The sequence below is a fragment of the Citrobacter sp. wls706 genome, from assembly GCF_005281305.1.
Taxonomy (GTDB): Bacteria; Pseudomonadota; Gammaproteobacteria; order Enterobacterales; family Enterobacteriaceae; genus Citrobacter; species Citrobacter werkmanii.
Genome location: NZ_SZXG01000029.1, coordinates 406822 through 423613, shown reverse-complemented (window position 1 = coordinate 423613; position 16792 = coordinate 406822). Strand labels below are relative to the sequence as shown.

16 protein-coding genes and 7 tRNA genes are annotated in these 16792 nt (G+C 52.1%); 10 read left to right on the top strand and 13 right to left on the bottom strand.

Translation table 11 applies throughout. The features are described 5' to 3' along the window. Positions 1-7: 7 nt before the first annotated feature. From ptsH to cysZ, 3 genes are all read right to left on the bottom strand, one after another. Positions 8-265, bottom strand: coding sequence for a phosphocarrier protein Hpr (gene ptsH, locus FDW92_RS06940; protein ID WP_002913505.1), 258 nt, complete (start codon positions 263-265; stop codon positions 8-10). A gap of 383 nt (positions 266-648) precedes the next feature. Further along, positions 649-1620, bottom strand: a complete 972-nt coding sequence (cysK, locus tag FDW92_RS06935; protein WP_003038091.1) for a cysteine synthase A — start codon at positions 1618-1620, stop codon at positions 649-651. Between the two features lie 163 nt (positions 1621-1783). Next, the gene (cysZ, locus tag FDW92_RS06930; protein WP_137350002.1) at positions 1784-2545 is read right to left on the bottom strand and encodes a sulfate transporter CysZ; all 762 of its coding nucleotides are present in this window, start codon (positions 2543-2545) and stop codon (positions 1784-1786) included. 230 nt (positions 2546-2775) lie between these two features. Here cysZ and zipA point away from each other — a divergent pair, with 230 nt between their 5' ends. The 3 genes from zipA to FDW92_RS06915 all read left to right on the top strand — a co-directional run bounded on the left by zipA (position 2776) and on the right by FDW92_RS06915 (position 6096). Further along, positions 2776-3789: a cell division protein ZipA gene (gene zipA / locus FDW92_RS06925; RefSeq protein WP_042306945.1), complete on the top strand. Its 1014-nt coding sequence runs from the start codon at positions 2776-2778 to the stop codon at positions 3787-3789. 71 nt (positions 3790-3860) lie between these two features. Beyond that, entirely contained in the window at positions 3861-5876 is a 2016-nt protein-coding gene (ligA, locus tag FDW92_RS06920) for an NAD-dependent DNA ligase LigA (RefSeq protein WP_042306947.1), read from the top strand. Between the two features lies 1 nt (position 5877). Then, a complete protein-coding gene (locus FDW92_RS06915; RefSeq protein WP_003038102.1) occupies positions 5878-6096 on the top strand; it encodes a DUF3820 family protein in 219 nt (72 codons plus the stop codon). On the opposite strand, the gene FDW92_RS06910 is transcribed toward FDW92_RS06915, so the two are convergent. Then, entirely contained in the window at positions 6093-7091 is a 999-nt protein-coding gene (locus tag FDW92_RS06910; RefSeq protein WP_042306950.1) for a bile acid:sodium symporter family protein, read from the bottom strand. The genes FDW92_RS06915 and FDW92_RS06910 overlap by 4 nt on opposite strands. 89 nt (positions 7092-7180) lie before the next feature. Here FDW92_RS06910 and FDW92_RS06905 point away from each other — a divergent pair, with 89 nt between their 5' ends. Continuing rightward, positions 7181-8107 carry a LysR family transcriptional regulator gene (locus FDW92_RS06905; RefSeq protein WP_042306952.1) on the top strand — a complete coding sequence of 309 codons (927 nt, stop codon included), beginning with the start codon at positions 7181-7183 and terminating at the stop codon, positions 8105-8107. On the opposite strand, the gene FDW92_RS06900 is transcribed toward FDW92_RS06905, so the two are convergent. Then, entirely contained in the window at positions 8098-8439 is a 342-nt protein-coding gene (locus tag FDW92_RS06900; RefSeq protein ID WP_042306953.1) for a FlxA-like family protein, read from the bottom strand. The genes FDW92_RS06905 and FDW92_RS06900 overlap by 10 nt on opposite strands. Before the next feature lie 290 nt (positions 8440-8729). Between FDW92_RS06900 and xapA the strand changes: the two genes are divergently transcribed. From xapA to FDW92_RS06885, 3 genes are all read left to right on the top strand, one after another. After that, entirely contained in the window at positions 8730-9563 is an 834-nt protein-coding gene (gene xapA, locus FDW92_RS06895) for a xanthosine phosphorylase (RefSeq protein ID WP_042306955.1), read from the top strand. A gap of 57 nt (positions 9564-9620) precedes the next feature. Then, the gene (locus tag FDW92_RS06890; protein WP_042306957.1) at positions 9621-10877 is read left to right on the top strand and encodes a nucleoside permease; all 1257 of its coding nucleotides are present in this window, start codon (positions 9621-9623) and stop codon (positions 10875-10877) included. Between the two features lie 101 nt (positions 10878-10978). Continuing rightward, complete coding sequence (locus FDW92_RS06885) at positions 10979-11863, top strand: LysR family transcriptional regulator (RefSeq protein WP_042306959.1); 885 nt, start codon at positions 10979-10981, stop codon at positions 11861-11863. A 149-nt stretch (positions 11864-12012) separates the two neighbouring features. On the opposite strand, the gene FDW92_RS06880 is transcribed toward FDW92_RS06885, so the two are convergent. The 5 genes from FDW92_RS06880 to FDW92_RS06860 form a co-directional block, all read right to left on the bottom strand. Continuing rightward, positions 12013-12088 (bottom strand) — tRNA-Lys (locus tag FDW92_RS06880). 4 nt (positions 12089-12092) lie between these two features. After that, positions 12093-12168: transfer RNA gene (locus FDW92_RS06875), tRNA-Val, on the bottom strand. Positions 12169-12214: 46 nt separating this feature from the next. Beyond that, positions 12215-12290 (bottom strand) — tRNA-Val (locus tag FDW92_RS06870). Positions 12291-12336: 46 nt separating this feature from the next. Next, positions 12337-12412, bottom strand: a tRNA-Val gene (locus FDW92_RS06865). 46 nt (positions 12413-12458) lie between these two features. Beyond that, positions 12459-12534: transfer RNA gene (locus tag FDW92_RS06860), tRNA-Val, on the bottom strand. Between the two features lie 258 nt (positions 12535-12792). On the opposite strand from FDW92_RS06860, the gene gltX reads away from it, so the two are divergent. Continuing rightward, on the top strand, positions 12793-14208 hold the full coding sequence (gltX, locus tag FDW92_RS06855; RefSeq protein WP_038642458.1) for a glutamate--tRNA ligase: 1416 nt from the start codon (positions 12793-12795) through the stop codon (positions 14206-14208). A gap of 55 nt (positions 14209-14263) precedes the next feature. Here the strand turns inward: gltX and FDW92_RS06850 are convergent, their stop codons facing one another. After that, positions 14264-14656, bottom strand: coding sequence for a YfeC-like transcriptional regulator (locus tag FDW92_RS06850; protein ID WP_042306962.1), 393 nt, complete (start codon positions 14654-14656; stop codon positions 14264-14266). A gap of 1 nt (position 14657) precedes the next feature. Continuing rightward, positions 14658-15020, bottom strand: coding sequence for a YfeC-like transcriptional regulator (locus FDW92_RS06845; protein WP_003028277.1), 363 nt, complete (start codon positions 15018-15020; stop codon positions 14658-14660). 221 nt (positions 15021-15241) lie between these two features. Here FDW92_RS06845 and FDW92_RS06840 point away from each other — a divergent pair. Together FDW92_RS06840 and FDW92_RS06835 are read left to right on the top strand one after the other, a co-directional pair. Further along, positions 15242-15317: transfer RNA gene (locus FDW92_RS06840), tRNA-Ala, on the top strand. 42 nt (positions 15318-15359) lie between these two features. After that, positions 15360-15435 (top strand) — tRNA-Ala (locus tag FDW92_RS06835). Positions 15436-15581: 146 nt separating this feature from the next. Here the strand turns inward: FDW92_RS06835 and nupC are convergent. After that, positions 15582-16784: a nucleoside permease NupC gene (gene nupC / locus FDW92_RS06830; protein WP_042306965.1), complete on the bottom strand. Its 1203-nt coding sequence runs from the start codon at positions 16782-16784 to the stop codon at positions 15582-15584. Between the last annotated feature and the right edge of the window lie 8 nt (positions 16785-16792).

Below are 16792 nucleotides of genomic sequence, written 5' to 3'. Positions count from 1 at the left end.
GTTGAACTTACTCGAGTTCAGCCATCAGTTTTACCAGATGCTCAACTGCTTTCTGCTCGTCTTCACCTTCTGCGGACAGGGTGACAACGGTACCCTGAGTCAGGCCCAGAGTCTGCAGTTTAAACAGGCTTTTGGCGCTAGCGCTTTTGCCGTTGGAGGTCACAGTAATTTCAGAAGTAAAACCTTTTGCTTCTTTAACAAACTGAGCAGCAGGGCGAGTATGCAGACCGTTCGGAGCGGTAATGGTAACTTCTTGCTGGAACATTATATTTCCCCAACTTATAGGTTTAGTGTTGTGGAACTAAAGTCTAGCCTGGCGGCTCAACTTTAGCCTGTATTGTTAGCATCGGCGTAAACTGGACGCGACACAAAAGGAGTTCGGTGCAATCCGTTGCTGGCAACTTCTTGCCGCTGACGTTTCGTTCGTCATTAAACATTATGCAGCGAAAGGAAGAGTTGAACCAAATCATAAAATCGATTCAGCTAGCGCTTTTCCTGTAACGATTAATTTCGCGCATCAAAATAATTAGCTTGGTTAAATACCAGTTCCGGCGGGTTGAATCAATGCCAGGAGAGTTGAAACTTTGAAGCAGGCCACAAAAAAGCACCCAAAAGGGTGCTTTTTTACGCGTTTTTAACATGCTGGCATTACTGTTGCAGTTCTTTCTCAGTGAAGAGATCGGCAAACAGTGCAGTGCTCAGATAACGCTCACCCGATGACGGTAGAATAACCACTATATTCTTATTGGTAAAGGTTTCATCTTCCTGGAGCTTAAGCGCGGCAGCAACCGCGGCACCGGAAGAGATCCCCGCCAGAATACCTTCTTCTTCCATCAGGCGACGCGCGGTAGAAATAGCTTCATCGTTGGTGATGGCAACGACTTTATCGATAAGCTTCAGATCAAGGTTACCTGGAATGAAGCCTGCGCCGATACCCTGTATTTTATGCGGGCCTGGTTTGAGTTCTTCGCCCGCCAGGGCCTGGGCGATAACCGGTGAGTCGGTCGGTTCTACCGCGACGGTGATCAGATCCGTTTTACCTTTGGTGCCTTTAATGTAACGGGTCACGCCAGTCAGCGTACCGCCGGTGCCGACGCCGGAAATAAAGACATCAACCTGGCCATCGGTATCTTCCCAGATTTCCGGGCCGGTGGTTTTTTCGTGGATTTCCGGGTTGGCCGGGTTGCTGAACTGCTGCAGCAACAGGAATTTTTCCGGATCGCTGGCCACAATTTCTTCCGCTTTCTGGATCGCGCCCTTCATCCCTTTTGCGCCTTCGGTCAGCACCAGATTCGCGCCCAGCGCTTTTAACAGCTTGCGGCGCTCAATGCTCATGGTTTCCGGCATGGTTAACGTCAACTTGTAACCACGTGCGGCGGCAACGTAGGCCAGCGCAATCCCGGTGTTGCCGCTGGTCGGTTCAACCAGCTCAACGCCCGGTTTCAGCACCCCACGTTTTTCGGCATCCCAAATCATATTGGCACCGATACGGCATTTAACGCTAAAGCTCGGGTTACGTGATTCCACCTTCGCCAGAATGCGTCCGTTACCGATACGGTTCAGTCGAACCAGCGGCGTATGACCGATAGTCAGCGAGTTGTCTTCAAAAATCTTACTCATGGCCTGTCCTTAACTGTATGAAATTGGGATACCGCTTCAGCATACCTGTTGAGAAAGTATGGGGAAGTAAGGAAATCGCATATCTATATGCTGATGGGAAATAATGCCTTGCAGTATGGAATAAGAGCGGGCATAAGCCAGCCCGCTTTTACACATTTTTGCATTACTTCCATAACGCGTGCTTAGCACGATAGCAGTCTACCCACATCGCCGTGGCGCCACAAACCGCCACCGGCATGATGAACAGATTGAGCACCGGGATCATGGTGAACAGGCTGGTCAACGCGCCAAACTGCATATTGGTCACCTTACGCGTACGCAGCGCAATGCGCATTTCCTTAAAGGGAACCTTATGGTTATCAAACGGATAATCGCAATACTGAATGGCCAGCATCCACGCGCTGAACAGGAACCACAGCACCGGGGCGACGGTCTGTCCAATGCCGGGAATAAAATAGAGGATCAGCAACACGAAAGCGCGCGGGAGATACCACGCCAGCTTTTGCCATTCACGCTTCATAATGCGTGGAACGTCTTTCATGATGCCGAGAACGCCAGTGTCGGGTGGCGTTGCGCCCGTTAAGCGCGCTTCAAGTTGCTCCGCCAGTAAACCGTTAAACGGTGCGGCAATCCAGTTGGCAATGGTGGAGAACAAGTAGCCGAACACTAACAGTACGGAGATGGTGACGATCGGCCACAGTAAATAGCTGAGCCATTGAAGCCAGTCAGGTACGTGGCTCATCAACGCAGGGATCCAGCTATCGAGTTGGGTAAATAACCACCAGAATGCGCCGCCCATCAACAGGATATTCACCAGCAAAGGCAGAATAACAAACCGACGAATGCCCGGTTGGGAGATGAGCTTCCATCCCTGAGAAAAGTAATAAAGGCCGCTGCGAGGTACAACTGCAGATGATGAAACCATGGTCAGGACATACTCCTTGTTATATAAGCTCTGGTAAACCTGGTGTATCTTACCGGGTTGTTGAGCGTTAAGCTGTTCGGAAATGTTCGAAAAAACAGCAAAAAGCACAATTTTGTTCATCTTTATGCCGTGAAAGCCAAGAGTGCACTTGCACTTGGCGTAATCGACAAATACTCTTAGTGAGTAAATGTTTGCCGTGGTGGCAAGGTGTTAGAACAACAGAGAATATAATGATGCAGGATTTGCGTCTGATATTAATCATTGTTGGCGCGATCGCCATAATCGCTTTACTGGTACATGGTTTTTGGACTAGCCGTAAAGAGCGGTCTTCTATATTCCGCGATCGCCCACTGAAACGCATGAAGTCTAAACGTGAAGACGAGGATTCGTTCGACGACAACGTCGAGGAAGACGAAGGCGTGGGCGAAGTTCGCGTTCATCGTGTGAATCATGCTCCCGGTAACGCGCAGGAACATGGTGTTCCTCCTCAGTCGCCGCAACACCAGTACCAGCCGCCTTATGCGTCTGCTCAGCCGCGTCCAACCGCGCAGCAGCCTGCACAAGAGCCGGTACCGCCGCCGCATGTTCAGCAGCCGCCTCAGCCTGTTCAACCGCAACAGCCTGTGCAACATCAGCCTGTTCAGCCGCAACCGGTGCAACAGCCGGTGCAGCATCAGCCTGTTGCCCCTCAGGTTCAGCAGCCGGTGCAGCAGGCTCCGCAACCTGCGCCACAAACCTTCCAGCCAGCAGAGCCTGTCGTTGAACATCAACCGCAGCCTGAGCCGGTAGTCGAAGAAGCGCCTGTTGCAGAAAAACCGCAGCGTAAAGAAGCGGTCATCATTATGAACGTTGCGGCCCACCATGGTAGCGAGCTCAACGGTGATGTGCTGCTTAACAGCATTCAGCAAGCCGGTTTTAAATTTGGCGATATGAATATTTTCCATCGCCATTTGAGCCCGGATGGTAGTGGTCCGTCGCTGTTCAGTCTTGCCAACATGGTTAATCCTGGGACGTTTGACCCGGAGATGACGGGCGACTTCAGCACGCCTGGCGTGACTATTTTTATGCAGGTTCCGTCCTATGGCGACGAGCTGCAAAACTTTAAGCTGATGCTGCAGTCCGCGCAGCACATTGCTGATGAAGTTGGCGGTGTGGTGCTCGACGATCAACGTCGTATGATGACGCCGCAGAAACTGCGCGAATATCAGGACCGCATCCGCGAAGTTAAAGAATCTCACGCCTGATTTACTTCTGGCGTGACATCTCCTTGCTAAACCCCCGCCTGTCGGGGGTTTTTTATCATTGATGGTGCGATATGGAATCAATCGAACAACAACTGACAGAACTGCGAACCACGCTTCGCCATCATGAGTATCTCTACCATGTGATGGACGCGCCGGAAATTCCCGATGCGGAATATGATCGTCTGATGCGCGAACTGCGCGAGCTGGAAGCGCTGCACCCGGACCTGGTTACCCCTGACTCGCCAACCCAACGCGTTGGCGCCGCTCCGTTGTCGGCGTTCAGCCAGATTCGCCATGAAGTGCCAATGCTGTCGCTGGATAACGTGTTTGATGAGGAGAGTTTTCTCGCCTTCAACAAGCGCGTGCAGGACCGACTGAAGAGCACCGATAAGCTGACCTGGTGCTGTGAACTGAAACTGGACGGCCTGGCGGTCAGTATCCTGTATGAAAACGGCGTGCTGGTCAGCGCCGCAACGCGCGGTGATGGCACCACGGGGGAGGACATTACCTCTAACGTGCGCACTATCCGCGCGATCCCGTTAAAACTGCGTGGCGAAAATATTCCCGCCCGTCTGGAAGTGCGCGGGGAAGTGTTCCTGCCACAGGCCGGATTTGAAAAAATTAATGAAGAAGCCCGCCGCACTGGCAATAAAGTGTTTGCTAACCCGCGCAACGCGGCAGCCGGGTCATTACGTCAGCTTGATCCACGTATCACGGCGAAGCGACCGCTTACTTTCTTCTGCTATGGCGTTGGTGTGCTGGAAGGCGGCGTGCTGCCTGATACTCACCTCGGCCGTCTGCTGCAATTTAAAGAGTGGGGACTGCCGGTAAGCGACAGGGTAGCGCTGTGTGACTCACCGGAGGAAGTACTCGCTTACTATCACAAGGTTGAAGAAGACCGACCGACGTTGGGCTTCGATATTGACGGTGTGGTGATTAAAGTCAACTCCATGGCGTTGCAGGAGCAACTGGGCTTTGTCGCTCGCGCGCCGCGCTGGGCAGTGGCTTTTAAGTTTCCGGCGCAGGAGCAGATGACCTTTGTACGCGAGGTTGAGTTTCAGGTCGGACGTACCGGGGCGATTACGCCCGTCGCTCGTCTTGAGCCGGTTCAGGTTGCCGGGGTTCTGGTCAGTAACGCCACTCTGCATAATGCCGATGAAATCGATCGTCTGGGGTTGCGTATTGGCGATAAAGTCGTTATTCGCCGGGCGGGCGATGTGATCCCGCAGGTCGTCAACGTGGTGCTTTCCGAGCGCCCGGAAGAGACGCGTGAAATCGTGTTTCCACAGCATTGTCCGGTGTGCGGGTCTGATGTTGAACGTGTGGAAGGCGAAGCGGTCGCTCGCTGTACCGGTGGCCTGATTTGCGGGGCACAGCGTAAGGAATCGCTGAAACATTTCGTTTCCCGCCGTGCGCTCGACGTTGACGGTATGGGCGACAAAATTATCGATCAACTGGTCGAGAAAGAGTATGTCCATACGCCAGCAGATCTCTTCACCTTGACGGCAGGCAAGCTGACCGGGCTCGATCGGATGGGGCCGAAGTCGGCGCAAAACGTGGTGAATGCGCTGGAAAAAGCGAAAGAAACGACGTTTGCCCGTTTCCTCTACGCGCTGGGCATTCGTGAAGTCGGCGAGGCCACAGCCGCAGGTCTGGCGGCGTATTTCGGCACGCTTGAAGCGCTGGAAGCGGCCTCTATTGACGAGCTGCAAAAAGTGCCGGATGTCGGCATTGTGGTGGCGACGCACGTGTTTAATTTCTTTGCCGAAGAGAGCAACCGCGAGGTGATAGGCCAGTTACTGGCGCAGGGCATTCACTGGCCCGCGCCAGTGGTTATCAACGCTGAGGAAATCGACAGCCCCTTCGCGGGCAAAACGGTGGTGCTGACCGGAAGCCTGAGCCTGATGTCGCGTGATGACGCCAAAGCACGGTTGACCGAACTGGGCGCGAAAGTGGCCGGTAGCGTGTCGAAGAAAACCGATCTGGTTATTGCCGGCGAAGCGGCGGGTTCGAAACTGGCAAAAGCGCAGGAACTCGGTATTAGCGTGATTGATGAAGCTGAAATGATCCGCTTACTGGGTGCCTGAGATGGAAAAAGAGCAGCTGGTTGAAATCGCCAACACCGTGATGCCCTTTGGCAAATATAAGGGGCGTCGGCTGATTGATGTCCCGGAAGAGTATCTGCTGTGGTTTGCCCGTAAGGATGAATTCCCGCCGGGTAAACTGGGCGAGCTGATGCAAATCACGCTGCTGATTAAAACTGAGGGGCTGACGCAACTGGTGCAGCCCCTGAAACGCCCGCTTTAAGCTTTTGCGGCGGGGCTTTTCTGCTGCGCCTGCAATGCGTCCGTCTGTTGCTTGTAGCGACGGGCCAATACGGCGCAGACCATCAGCTGAATTTGATGGAAGATCATCAACGGCAGCACCATCATGCCAATCACCGAAGTCGGGAACAGAATATTTGCCATTGGGATCCCATTCGCCAGGCTCTTTTTCGAACCGCAGAAGACAATGGTGATTTCATCGGCTTTATTGAAGCCGCATTTCCGGGCAACAAAGACGTTTATGCCAATCACAATTGCCAGCAGAACGATGCTGACCACGCTGATAAAAAGCAGTGAGCCAATTCCTACTTTGTGCCAGATCCCGTTAACGACGGCTTCGCTAAAGGCGGAGTACACCACCAGTAAAATGGAGGATTGGTCCGTTTTGGCGATCCATTTTTTATGTCGTGATACCCAGTTACCAATCCATGGACGCGAAAGATGTCCCAACACGAATGGCAGCAGCAGTTGCAGCATAATTTTCCCCACCTGCTCCAGGCTGCCTTCCGCGCCGTGCATATTCATCACCAGGCCTACCAGCAGTGGTGAAAGGAAAATACCCAGCAGGCTGGAGGCCGAAGCGGAGCACACGGCGGCGGCGACGTTACCTCCGGCCAGCGATGTAAAGGCGATGGCCGACTGCACCGTGGCCGGCAAAATACACAGATACAGGAAACCGGAATACAGCATCGGGTCAACATTGACCGGTGCCCACCACGCGAACAGAACACCCAATACCGGGAAGACGACGAAAGTGCTGCACATGACCCACAGATGCAAACGCCAGTGGCTACCACCGGCAATAATGGCCTCACGCGACAGCTTTGCCCCGTGCATAAAAAACAGCAGGGCAATGGCGGCGGTGGTTAAGCCTTCAAAAAAAGGGACAAAACCGCCCTCGGCCGGGAAAAAGGAAGCCAGTAAAACGACGGTAATTAGCGTTATCGTGAACGGATCAAGAATACGAAATAGTTTCATAAAAGCTCCTGAAATTCGGTAGGAACATTTTGCGTTTTTCCGTTTGAGAAATAAAATTGATTTATTGCATCCATATATGAATCGAATAGATGAATTACTCTCTGCGTCAGCTCCGTATTTTTGTTACCGTCGCTCAGGCTAAAAGTTTTAGCCGGGCGGGGGATATCATTGGCTTAAGCCAGTCGGCAGTCAGCCATAGCGTTAAAGAGCTGGAAGGGCAGACGGGCGTCCGGTTATTAGATAGAACAACGCGAGAAGTGGTACTGACAGAAGCCGGGCATCAGTTGGCGGCACGACTGGAGCGTATTCTGGATGAACTGCACAGCACCCTGCGTGAAGCAGGCCAGGTGGGGACACAGTTAACCGGAACGGTGCGCGTTGCCGCCAGCCAGACGATCTCCGCGCACCTGATTCCACAGTGTATTGCCCAGAGTAATCAGCTTTATCCTGCGATCGATTTTGTGCTGCACGACAGGCCACAGCAGTGGGTGCTGGAAAGCATTCGCCAGGGAGAAGTCGATTTTGGCATTGTGATTGATCCTGGTGCTGTGACCGATCTGCAGTGTGAAGCCGTACTGTCCGAACCTTTCCTGTTGCTGTGTCGGCAGGATCATCCGTTAGCCCAGCGGGAATGGGTAAACTGGCAGGATCTCTATCATGAGCGTCTGGTGCTACAGGATTACGCTTCCGGCAGTCGACCGCTGATCGATGCGGCGCTGGCCCACTTTTCGATTGATGCCAATATTGTTCAGGAGATTGGTCACCCGGCTACGTTGTTTCCGATGGTAGAGGCGGGCATTGGTATCAGCGTACTGCCCGCGCTGGCGCTTCCTCTGCCACAGGGCAGCCATTTGCAGGTAAAACGCCTGACGCCGGTTGTGGAACGACAATTGATGCTGGCACGACGTAAAAATCGTTCTTTATCGACTGCAGCCCAGGCGCTGTGGGACGTAGTGCGGATGCAGGCCAGTGAATTAACCGCCGGTCGTGCCCGAGATCCGTTGTATCAGATATAAATATCGACCTGATGTTGGCCGGTAGCATTGTTGACGCCCTCAGCTTTTCTTTGATCGGCGCTTTGCTTTTGCTGTGACTCCTCGGCCTGCTGGCGCAACAATTGAGCCAGCTGTGCTTGTAACATCTTGATTTGAGTCTGAATAAGCTCTTGCTGCTCGCGTTTCTGCTCAACACTGCCACTGCTATTGGGGATATCTTTGAGCTGCTGGGTTAGCTTGGTTATCTTTTGGGTGATTTGTGCAATTTTTGCGGAGATGTCATTCCCAGCTGATGCTTTTCCACCGCCGCTACTGCTTTGAACAGTTGGGGTGGAAACGTTGATAGTTGTCATACGGATTCCTCGTGCCATAAAACATGAGTATCGGCATCAGCGAACAGAACTTCAGCGACAATACGGCCGAGTGGAGTTTAATCATTAAAATCCCAAACCTTCATGTATCTGTATTCCTGTGCCATTTCTGGCTCGAAAATAATGTGATTTCAAGCTAATTTAGTGCAACTCATCGATACAGATTTACTATCGCTTATCGGGATAAACGGTATTGGTAATCGATTGCGTAGTCCCGCTATAACAGTCCGGTACGCGATGTTATTTCGATTACTCAGTATTAAGGATATCTCATGAGCCACTCTCTTTTCTCGCAAAATCCCTGGTACAGCGCCGATATTATTCGTAGCTATAAGCCGGATTTCACTCCACGTGTCGCTTTTATTCTTGGCTCAGGCCTGGGCGCGTTGGCGGATCAAATTGAGGATGCGGTGGCCATCTCTTACGAGAAACTTCCCGGGTTCCCGGTGAGCACCGTTCACGGTCATGCCGGTGAACTTGTGCTGGGAAATCTGGCGGGCGTACCGGTGGCCTGTATGAAAGGTCGCGGGCATTTTTATGAAGGGCGCGGTATGACGGTGATGACCGATGCCATTCGCACACTGAAGCTGCTGGGCTGTGAACTGTTATTTTGTACTAATGCCGCAGGCTCCCTCCGCCCTGAAGTTGGGCCAGGTAGTCTGGTTGCGCTTAGCGATCACATCAATACGATGCCTGGTACACCGATGGTGGGACTTAACGATGAGCGTTTTGGCGAGCGATTCTTTTCGCTGGCGAATGCCTATGATGCTGAATATCGTGCAATCCTACAAACCGTTGCCGCAGAAGAAGGTTTCCCGCTGAGCGAAGGCGTATTTGTCTCTTATCCGGGGCCAAATTTTGAAACCGCGGCAGAAATTCGCATGATGCAAATCATTGGTGGCGATGTGGTGGGGATGTCGGTGGTGCCTGAAGTTATCTCTGCACGCCACTGCGGTCTGAAAGTGGTTGCGGTCGCAGCTATCACTAACCTGGCTGAAGGGTTGGGCGATGTGAAATTATCTCACGCGCAGACGCTGGCGGCAGCTGAACTTTCTCGGCAGAATTTTATCAATCTGATCTGCGGCTTTTTGCGCAAACTGGCCTGAATAATTAGAAAATGACCCCGCTTGCGGGGTCTTACTTTTTTGGCAAGGAACGGGAAAATGGGTATCGCATCTCGCTTAAAGCTCATGTCGTTTTTGCAATATTTCATCTGGGGAAGCTGGCTGGTCACCCTGGGTTCTTACATGATTAATACCCTTGATTTTACCGGCGCGAATGTGGGTATGGTCTACAGTTCAAAAGGGCTGGCGGCGATAATCATGCCGGGCATTATGGGGATCATCGCCGATAAATGGCTACGCGCCGAACGCGCCTATATGCTTTGTCATCTGGTCTGCGCGGGGGTGTTGCTATACGCCACCACCGTTACTGATCCCCAGACGATGTTTTGGGTGATGTTGGTTAACGCGATGGCATATATGCCGACGATTGCGTTATCGAACAGCGTCTCATACTCATGCCTTGCACAATCGGGTCAGGATCCGGTCACCGCTTTCCCCCCCATTCGCGTGTTTGGCACTATAGGGTTTATTGTGGCCATGTGGACGGTGAGCCTGATGGGACTGGAGCTCAGCAGTGCGCAACTGTATATCGCTTCTGGCGCATCGTTATTGCTGGCGCTGTATGCGTTGACGTTGCCGAAAATTCCGGTTGCAGAGAAGAAAGCGAACACAACGCTTGCCAGCAAGCTTGGGCTGGATGCTTTTGTTTTGTTTAAAAATCCACGCATGGCTATCTTCTTTTTGTTTGCGATGATGTTGGGGGCGGTACTGCAAATCACTAATGTTTTCGGCAATCCGTTCCTGCATGATTTTGCCCGTAATCCTGAGTTTGCCGACAGTTTTGTGGTGAAGTATCCCTCTATCCTGCTTTCAGTTTCGCAGATGGCGGAAGTGGGCTTTATCCTCACCATCCCGTTCTTCCTCAAACGCTTTGGTATTAAAACGGTAATGCTAATGAGCATGCTGGCGTGGACGCTGCGCTTTGGTTTTTTTGCCTTTGGCGATCCGTCCCCGGTCGGCTTTGTTATGCTGCTGATGTCGATGATTGTCTACGGTTGCGCGTTTGATTTCTTCAATATTTCAGGATCGGTGTTTGTAGAGCAGGAAGTGAGTTCTAACATTCGCGCCAGTGCGCAGGGGCTATTTATGACGATGGTCAACGGCGTGGGCGCTTGGGTGGGTTCAATCCTGAGCGGGATGGCGGTAGATTACTTCTCTGTCGATGGCGTTAAGGATTGGCAAACCATCTGGCTGGTGTTTGCCGCGTATGCGTTAGCGCTTGCGGTTATCTTTGCGTTGTTCTTCAAATATAAACATGACCCTGAACGGCGGGTGCAGAAATCACTGGCACATTAACGTGACATTAGCGGCGGGGTCCTGATACCTGCCGTTTCATGTTCTGCGCTGCGATGTGGTAACTTTGCGCATTATCCTTTGTCCTCAGGAGCGCACTATCCATGGAACGCACGCACCGTATCGATCTGAAGTTACTGCGTTATTTTCTTGCTGTCGCAGAAGAACTGCATTTTGGACGCGCTGCTGCTCGCCTGAATATGTCGCAACCACCGCTCAGTACGCATATTAAAGAGCTGGAACAACAGCTCGGCACTTTGCTATTTATCCGACATTCTCGCAGTGTAGCCTTAACTCACGCCGGAAAAATTTTGATGGAAGAGTCGCGCCGATTGCTATCCAGTGCGAATCAGGCGCTGGCGAGAGTCGAGCAGATTGGTCGCGGCGAGGCGGGGCGGATTGAGCTTGGTGTTATCGGGACGGCGATGTGGGGGAAAATGCGCCCCGTGATGCGGCGTTTCTTAAAAGATAACCCTAACGTTGAGGTGCTGTTTCGCGAGAACATGCCTGCAATGCAGATGACGATGCTGGAACGACGTGAACTGGATGCGGGAATTTGGCGGATGGCCACTGAGCCTTCTCCTGGATTTACCAGCCTGCGTTTGCACGAATCCTCTTTTCTGGTGGCGATGCCAGAAGAGCATCCCCTGGCTGAACTTGCCGCGATACCATTGGAAGCGTTGCGGAACGAATATTTTGTCACAATGCCGTCCATTCATACCGACTGGGCATTTTTACAGCGCGTTTGCCAAAGCGCCGGATTTTCGCCAATGATTATTCGCGAGGTGAAGGAGCCGCAAACGGTGTTGGCGATGATCAGTATGGGGGTTGGAATTACGTTGATTGCAGACAGTTATGCGCAGATGAGCTGGCCGGGTGTGGTGTTCCGTCCGTTAGAGGAACGTATTCCGGCAGATTTGTATATTGTGTATGACCAGCAACAGGCGACGCCAGCACTGGAGAAACTGGTGGCAGCGTTAACGGTATGATGACTGTGCCGGATGGCGACTAAAGTCTTATCCGGCCTACGTGTCAGGCCGTCTGTAGGCCTGATAAGCGCAGTGCATCAGGCAAGCAGATTCTGAATCGTTGAATTTTGCGCATAGCAAAAAGGCGCCTTTAGGGCGCCTTTTTACATTGGTGGGTCGTGCAGGATTCGAACCTGCGACCAATTGATTAAAAGTCAACTGCTCTACCAACTGAGCTAACGACCCGAAGTGGTGGGTGATGACGGGATCGAACCGCCGACCCCCTCCTTGTAAGGGAGGTGCTCTCCCAGCTGAGCTAATCACCCACTTCGGTACTTCACATTTTAACAAGAAATCCAGCTGGCGAGAAAGTGGTGGGTGATGACGGGATCGAACCGCCGACCCCCTCCTTGTAAGGGAGGTGCTCTCCCAGCTGAGCTAATCACCCACTTCTCAATTTCTTGTTTTACACGGCGGAGACTACATAAAGTAGTTGGTGGGTGATGACGGGTTCGAACCGCCGACCCCCTCCTTGTAAGGGAGGTGCTCTCCCAGCTGAGCTAATCACCCACTTCTCAATTTCTTGTTTTACACGGCGGAGACTACATAAAGTAGTTGGTGGGTGATGACGGGTTCGAACCGCCGACCCCCTCCTTGTAAGGGAGGTGCTCTCCCAGCTGAGCTAATCACCCCCGCTGTGTGGAGTCGCATTATAGGGAGAGTTGAAAATGAGTCAACGCATTTTCTAAAGAAATTGTTCGTTCGTCGTAAATTTAAACAAAACGATCGCAAAACAATCCATGCAGCATGATTTGTATACGAAAATGGCAAAGCGTGATGTTCCAACCCGATCAACATTGAGGAATCAGACCACAGTGATAGAATACGAGCCTGATAATCTTCCCTGGATTTGCCGGTTGTCGGCATCTTTATAAACGTAAGGCCATTTCATGAAAATCAAAACTCGCTTCGCGCCAAGCCCGACAGGTTACCTGCACGTCGGCGGTGCGCGTACTGCTCTTTATTCCTGGCTTTTTGCACGTAACCATGGCGGTGAGTTTGTGCTGCGTATTGAAGACACCGATCTCGAACGCTCCACGCCGGAAGCTATTGAAGCCATTATGGATGGTATGAACTGGCTGAATTTGGAATGGGATGAAGGCCCGTACTTCCAGACCAAACGTTTTGATCGCTACAACGCTGTTATTGATGAAATGCTGGAAGCAGGCACCGCATATAAGTGCTACTGCTCCAAAGAGCGCCTGGATGCGCTGCGCGAAGAGCAGATGGCGAACGGTGAGAAGCCGCGTTACGACGGCCGCTGCCGCCATGGTCATGAGCACCATGCCGCCGACGAGCCGTGCGTGGTGCGTTTTGCCAACCCGCAGGACGGTTCCGTTATTTTTGACGATCAGATCCGTGGGCCGATCGAATTCAGTAACCAGGAGCTGGACGATCTGATCATCCGCCGTACCGACGGTTCCCCGACCTACAACTTCTGTGTGGTGGTCGACGACTGGGATATGGAAATTACCCACGTTATTCGTGGCGAAGACCATATCAATAACACCCCGCGTCAGATCAACATCCTGAAAGCGCTGAACGCGCCGGTGCCGGTTTACGCGCACGTGTCGATGATCAACGGCGACGACGGTAAAAAACTCTCTAAACGTCACGGTGCGGTCAGCGTGATGCAGTACCGCGATGACGGCTACCTGCCGGAAGCGCTGCTGAACTATCTGGTACGCTTGGGCTGGTCCAGCGGCGATCAGGAAATCTTCACCCGTGAAGAGATGATTAAACTGTTCTCCCTCGGTGCGGTGAGCAAGTCTGCGAGCGCGTTCAACACTGAAAAACTGCAGTGGTTGAACCATCACTACATTAATGCGCTGGCGCCGGAATATGTGGCAACGCATCTGCAATGGCACATTGAGCAGGAAAATATCGATACCCGCGTTGGGCCTCAACTGTCTGAGCTGGTGAAACTGCTGGGCGAGCGTTGTAAGACTCTGAAAGAGATGGCGCAGAGCTGCCGCTACTTCTACGAAGACTTTGCTGAGTTCGATGCCGACGCGGCGAAGAAACACCTGCGTCCGGTTGCGCGTCAGCCTCTGGAAGTGGTTCGCGACAAACTGGCCGCCATTACCGAGTGGACGGCAGAAAACGTCCACCACGCGATTCAGGCAACCGCTGATGAGCTGGAAGTGGGCATGGGTAAAGTTGGGATGCCGCTGCGTGTCGCGGTAACCGGCGCGGGTCAGTCCCCGGCGTTAGACGTCACGGTGCATGCGATTGGCAAATCCCGCAGCGTTGAGCGTATTAACAAAGCGCTGGCGTTTATTGCAGAGCGTGAAAGTCAGCAGTAATTCAGGCTGATTGATGACACAACGGCAGGATGCACTCCTGCCGTTTTTTTATCCGTTATTCAGACTCATCAATCCCCAGACGGATAAGGAAATTACGAATCCCTTCGCGCGAGATATACATCGCCAGCTTTTCTTGTTCCGTTGGAGACATATTATCCAGCGCGCTAATTATCTGGCGGCAGGCATGGCTGCGCACTACATGGGTGTATTCTGCCAGCGGCTCTTCAGCCTGATAAACCTCAGGAACTTTGCGAAAAGCGGGAATGTTGAGCAGAAACGTGCGGACGCCGGAGTCGATATGAATAAGTCTTGCACGACCACCTTTAACACCGGGAAATTTTTCGGTGGTCCAGTTTTGTTCTCTGATCCAACGATTGACGGTTTGTTTGGCGACCCCGAGACATTCCGCCAGCTCTTCGGTCGTCATTTTGCTGCGTAATTTTTTCATATTATTTGTTATCGCGGATCCCTAAGCGTTGTAATAAACCCGTAATGCCTTCACGCAGGATCAGTGACGTAAACATTTTCTGTTCTGACGGTGTCATCTCTTTGGCGAGCCTAATCAGCAGAGCTTCAATAGAGGTATCGCCGGATAACGATAAGTTATCTGATAAACCTTCGGCTGAACGCTCGGCGCTGCGAATGTATTCACGAACTTGTTCGGTGACGTGAACCAGACGGGCTTTACCGCCCTGAACGCCTGGTTTTGGTGATGTAGCCCAACCTTCCTTGCGCACCCATTTATTGATGGTCTGTCGGCTGTATCCGGTCAGATTAGCAAGCTCTTCTGGCGTCATCCGTTCCTTGAACATAACGATTCCCTGAATAGTCGTGGGGTTAATTAGTGGTTCATTTTATAGCACCATTTTAGTAGAAACCGTGACGCGTTTAACTACTGAATGCGAGTTGTTACGCAATGTTCTTCATTTGACTGCTTTTTCAGCGATTGAATTCTATGAGCTAATTTTGCCGTTGACACACGCGAAGGGAATTCATATGATGCCGCCCGTCAACTCGACAAGCTTTACGTGACGGGGCTATAGCTCAGCTGGGAGAGCGCTTGCATGGCATGCAAGAGGTCAGCGGTTCGATCCCGCTTAGCTCCACCAAATTTAATCCCAATGAATTTGGTATGTACGTAAAAGCATCGTGGGGCTATAGCTCAGCTGGGAGAGCGCTTGCATGGCATGCAAGAGGTCAGCGGTTCGATCCCGCTTAGCTCCACCAAAATTTAAACCCTCGCTGAAAAGCGGGGGTTTTTTGTTTCTGCATCCTGCCAGTTCTCACTCTCTGTCTCTTTGGTTTGCTGAATAGCAGACATAAAAAAACCGGGGAAATCTCCCCGGTCTTGTCACAATTACGTTGCCTGACGCTTACAGCACCAGAGCTGCAATGGACGCGGACAGTACGCTCACCAGCGTAGAGCCGTATACCAGCTTCAGACCAAAGCGGGACACCACGTTACCTTGCTCTTCGTTCAGGCCTTTAATCGCACCGGCGATAATCCCGATAGAAGAGAAGTTAGCGAAGGAGACCAGGAACACAGAGATGATGCCTTCGGCGCGTGGAGAGAGCGTAGAGGCGATTTTCTGCAGATCCATCATCGCGACGAATTCGTTAGAAACCAGTTTGGTTGCCATGATACTGCCCACCTGCAGCGCTTCGCTGGACGGCACACCCATCACCCATGCAACAGGGTAGAAGATGTAGCCCAGGATGCCCTGGAAGGAGATGCTGTAGCCAAACCAACCGGTTACGGTAGCGAACAGGGCGTTCAGGGCGGCGATCAGCGCAATGAAACCAATCAGCATGGCTGCAACGATAATGGCTACTTTGAAACCTGCCAGGATGTATTCACCCAGCATTTCGAAGAAGCTCTGACCTTCGTGCAGGTTAGACATCTGAATATTTTCTTCGCTGGCATCAACGGTGTAGGGGTTGATCAGCGACAGCACGATGAAGGTGCTGAACATGTTCAGAACCAGCGCAGCAACCACGTACTTCGGCTCCAGCATGGTCATATACGCGCCGACGATAGACATGGAAACGGTCGACATCGCCGTTGCAGCCATGGTGTACATACGGTTGCGGGACATTTTGCCGAGAATATCTTTATAGGCGATAAAGTTCTCGGACTGACCCAGGATCAGGGAGCTGACGGCGTTGAAGGATTCCAGCTTGCCCATACCGTTGACTTTGGATAACAGGAAACCAATCGCGCGAATAACAACCGGTAGAACGCGGATGTGCTGCAAAATACCGATCAGCGCGGAAATGAAGACGATCGGGCAAAGCACTTTCAGGAAGAAGAATGCCAGGCCTTTGTCGTTCATGCTGCCGAAGACAAAGTTTGTCCCTTCATTAGCGAAGCCGAGCAGTTTTTCAAACATCTCGGAGAAGCCTCTCACGAAGCCCAGACCGACATCAGAGTTCAGGAAGAACCATGCCAGTAACACTTCAATAACAAGCAGTTGAATAACATAACGAATGCGGATTTTTTTACGGTCACTGCTTACCAGCAGTGCGAGTACCGCAACCACGGCAAGGGCCAGGACAAAATGAAGAACGCGGTCCATATTTGCTC

Excerpts from the sequence above, each read along its gene's own strand:
- nupC (WP_042306965.1), bottom strand. The coding sequence starts at position 16,784 with ATGGACCGCGTTCTTCATTTTGTCCTGGCCCTTGCCGTGGTTGCGGTA.
- zipA (WP_042306945.1), top strand. The coding sequence starts at position 2,776 with ATGATGCAGGATTTGCGTCTGATATTAATCATTGTTGGCGCGATCGCC.
- xapA (WP_042306955.1), top strand. The coding sequence starts at position 8,730 with ATGAGCCACTCTCTTTTCTCGCAAAATCCCTGGTACAGCGCCGATATT.
- gltX (WP_038642458.1), top strand. The coding sequence starts at position 12,793 with ATGAAAATCAAAACTCGCTTCGCGCCAAGCCCGACAGGTTACCTGCAC.
- FDW92_RS06890 (WP_042306957.1), top strand. The coding sequence starts at position 9,621 with ATGGGTATCGCATCTCGCTTAAAGCTCATGTCGTTTTTGCAATATTTC.
- FDW92_RS06915 (WP_003038102.1), top strand. The coding sequence starts at position 5,878 with ATGGAAAAAGAGCAGCTGGTTGAAATCGCCAACACCGTGATGCCCTTT.
- ligA (WP_042306947.1), top strand. The coding sequence starts at position 3,861 with ATGGAATCAATCGAACAACAACTGACAGAACTGCGAACCACGCTTCGC.
- FDW92_RS06845 (WP_003028277.1), bottom strand. The coding sequence starts at position 15,020 with ATGTTCAAGGAACGGATGACGCCAGAAGAGCTTGCTAATCTGACCGGA.
- FDW92_RS06910 (WP_042306950.1), bottom strand. The coding sequence starts at position 7,091 with ATGAAACTATTTCGTATTCTTGATCCGTTCACGATAACGCTAATTACC.
- cysZ (WP_137350002.1), bottom strand. The coding sequence starts at position 2,545 with ATGGTTTCATCATCTGCAGTTGTACCTCGCAGCGGCCTTTATTACTTT.
- cysK (WP_003038091.1), bottom strand. The coding sequence starts at position 1,620 with ATGAGTAAGATTTTTGAAGACAACTCGCTGACTATCGGTCATACGCCG.
- FDW92_RS06905 (WP_042306952.1), top strand. The coding sequence starts at position 7,181 with ATGAATTACTCTCTGCGTCAGCTCCGTATTTTTGTTACCGTCGCTCAG.
- FDW92_RS06850 (WP_042306962.1), bottom strand. The coding sequence starts at position 14,656 with ATGAAAAAATTACGCAGCAAAATGACGACCGAAGAGCTGGCGGAATGT.
- ptsH (WP_002913505.1), bottom strand. The coding sequence starts at position 265 with ATGTTCCAGCAAGAAGTTACCATTACCGCTCCGAACGGTCTGCATACT.
- FDW92_RS06885 (WP_042306959.1), top strand. The coding sequence starts at position 10,979 with ATGGAACGCACGCACCGTATCGATCTGAAGTTACTGCGTTATTTTCTT.
- FDW92_RS06900 (WP_042306953.1), bottom strand. The coding sequence starts at position 8,439 with ATGACAACTATCAACGTTTCCACCCCAACTGTTCAAAGCAGTAGCGGC.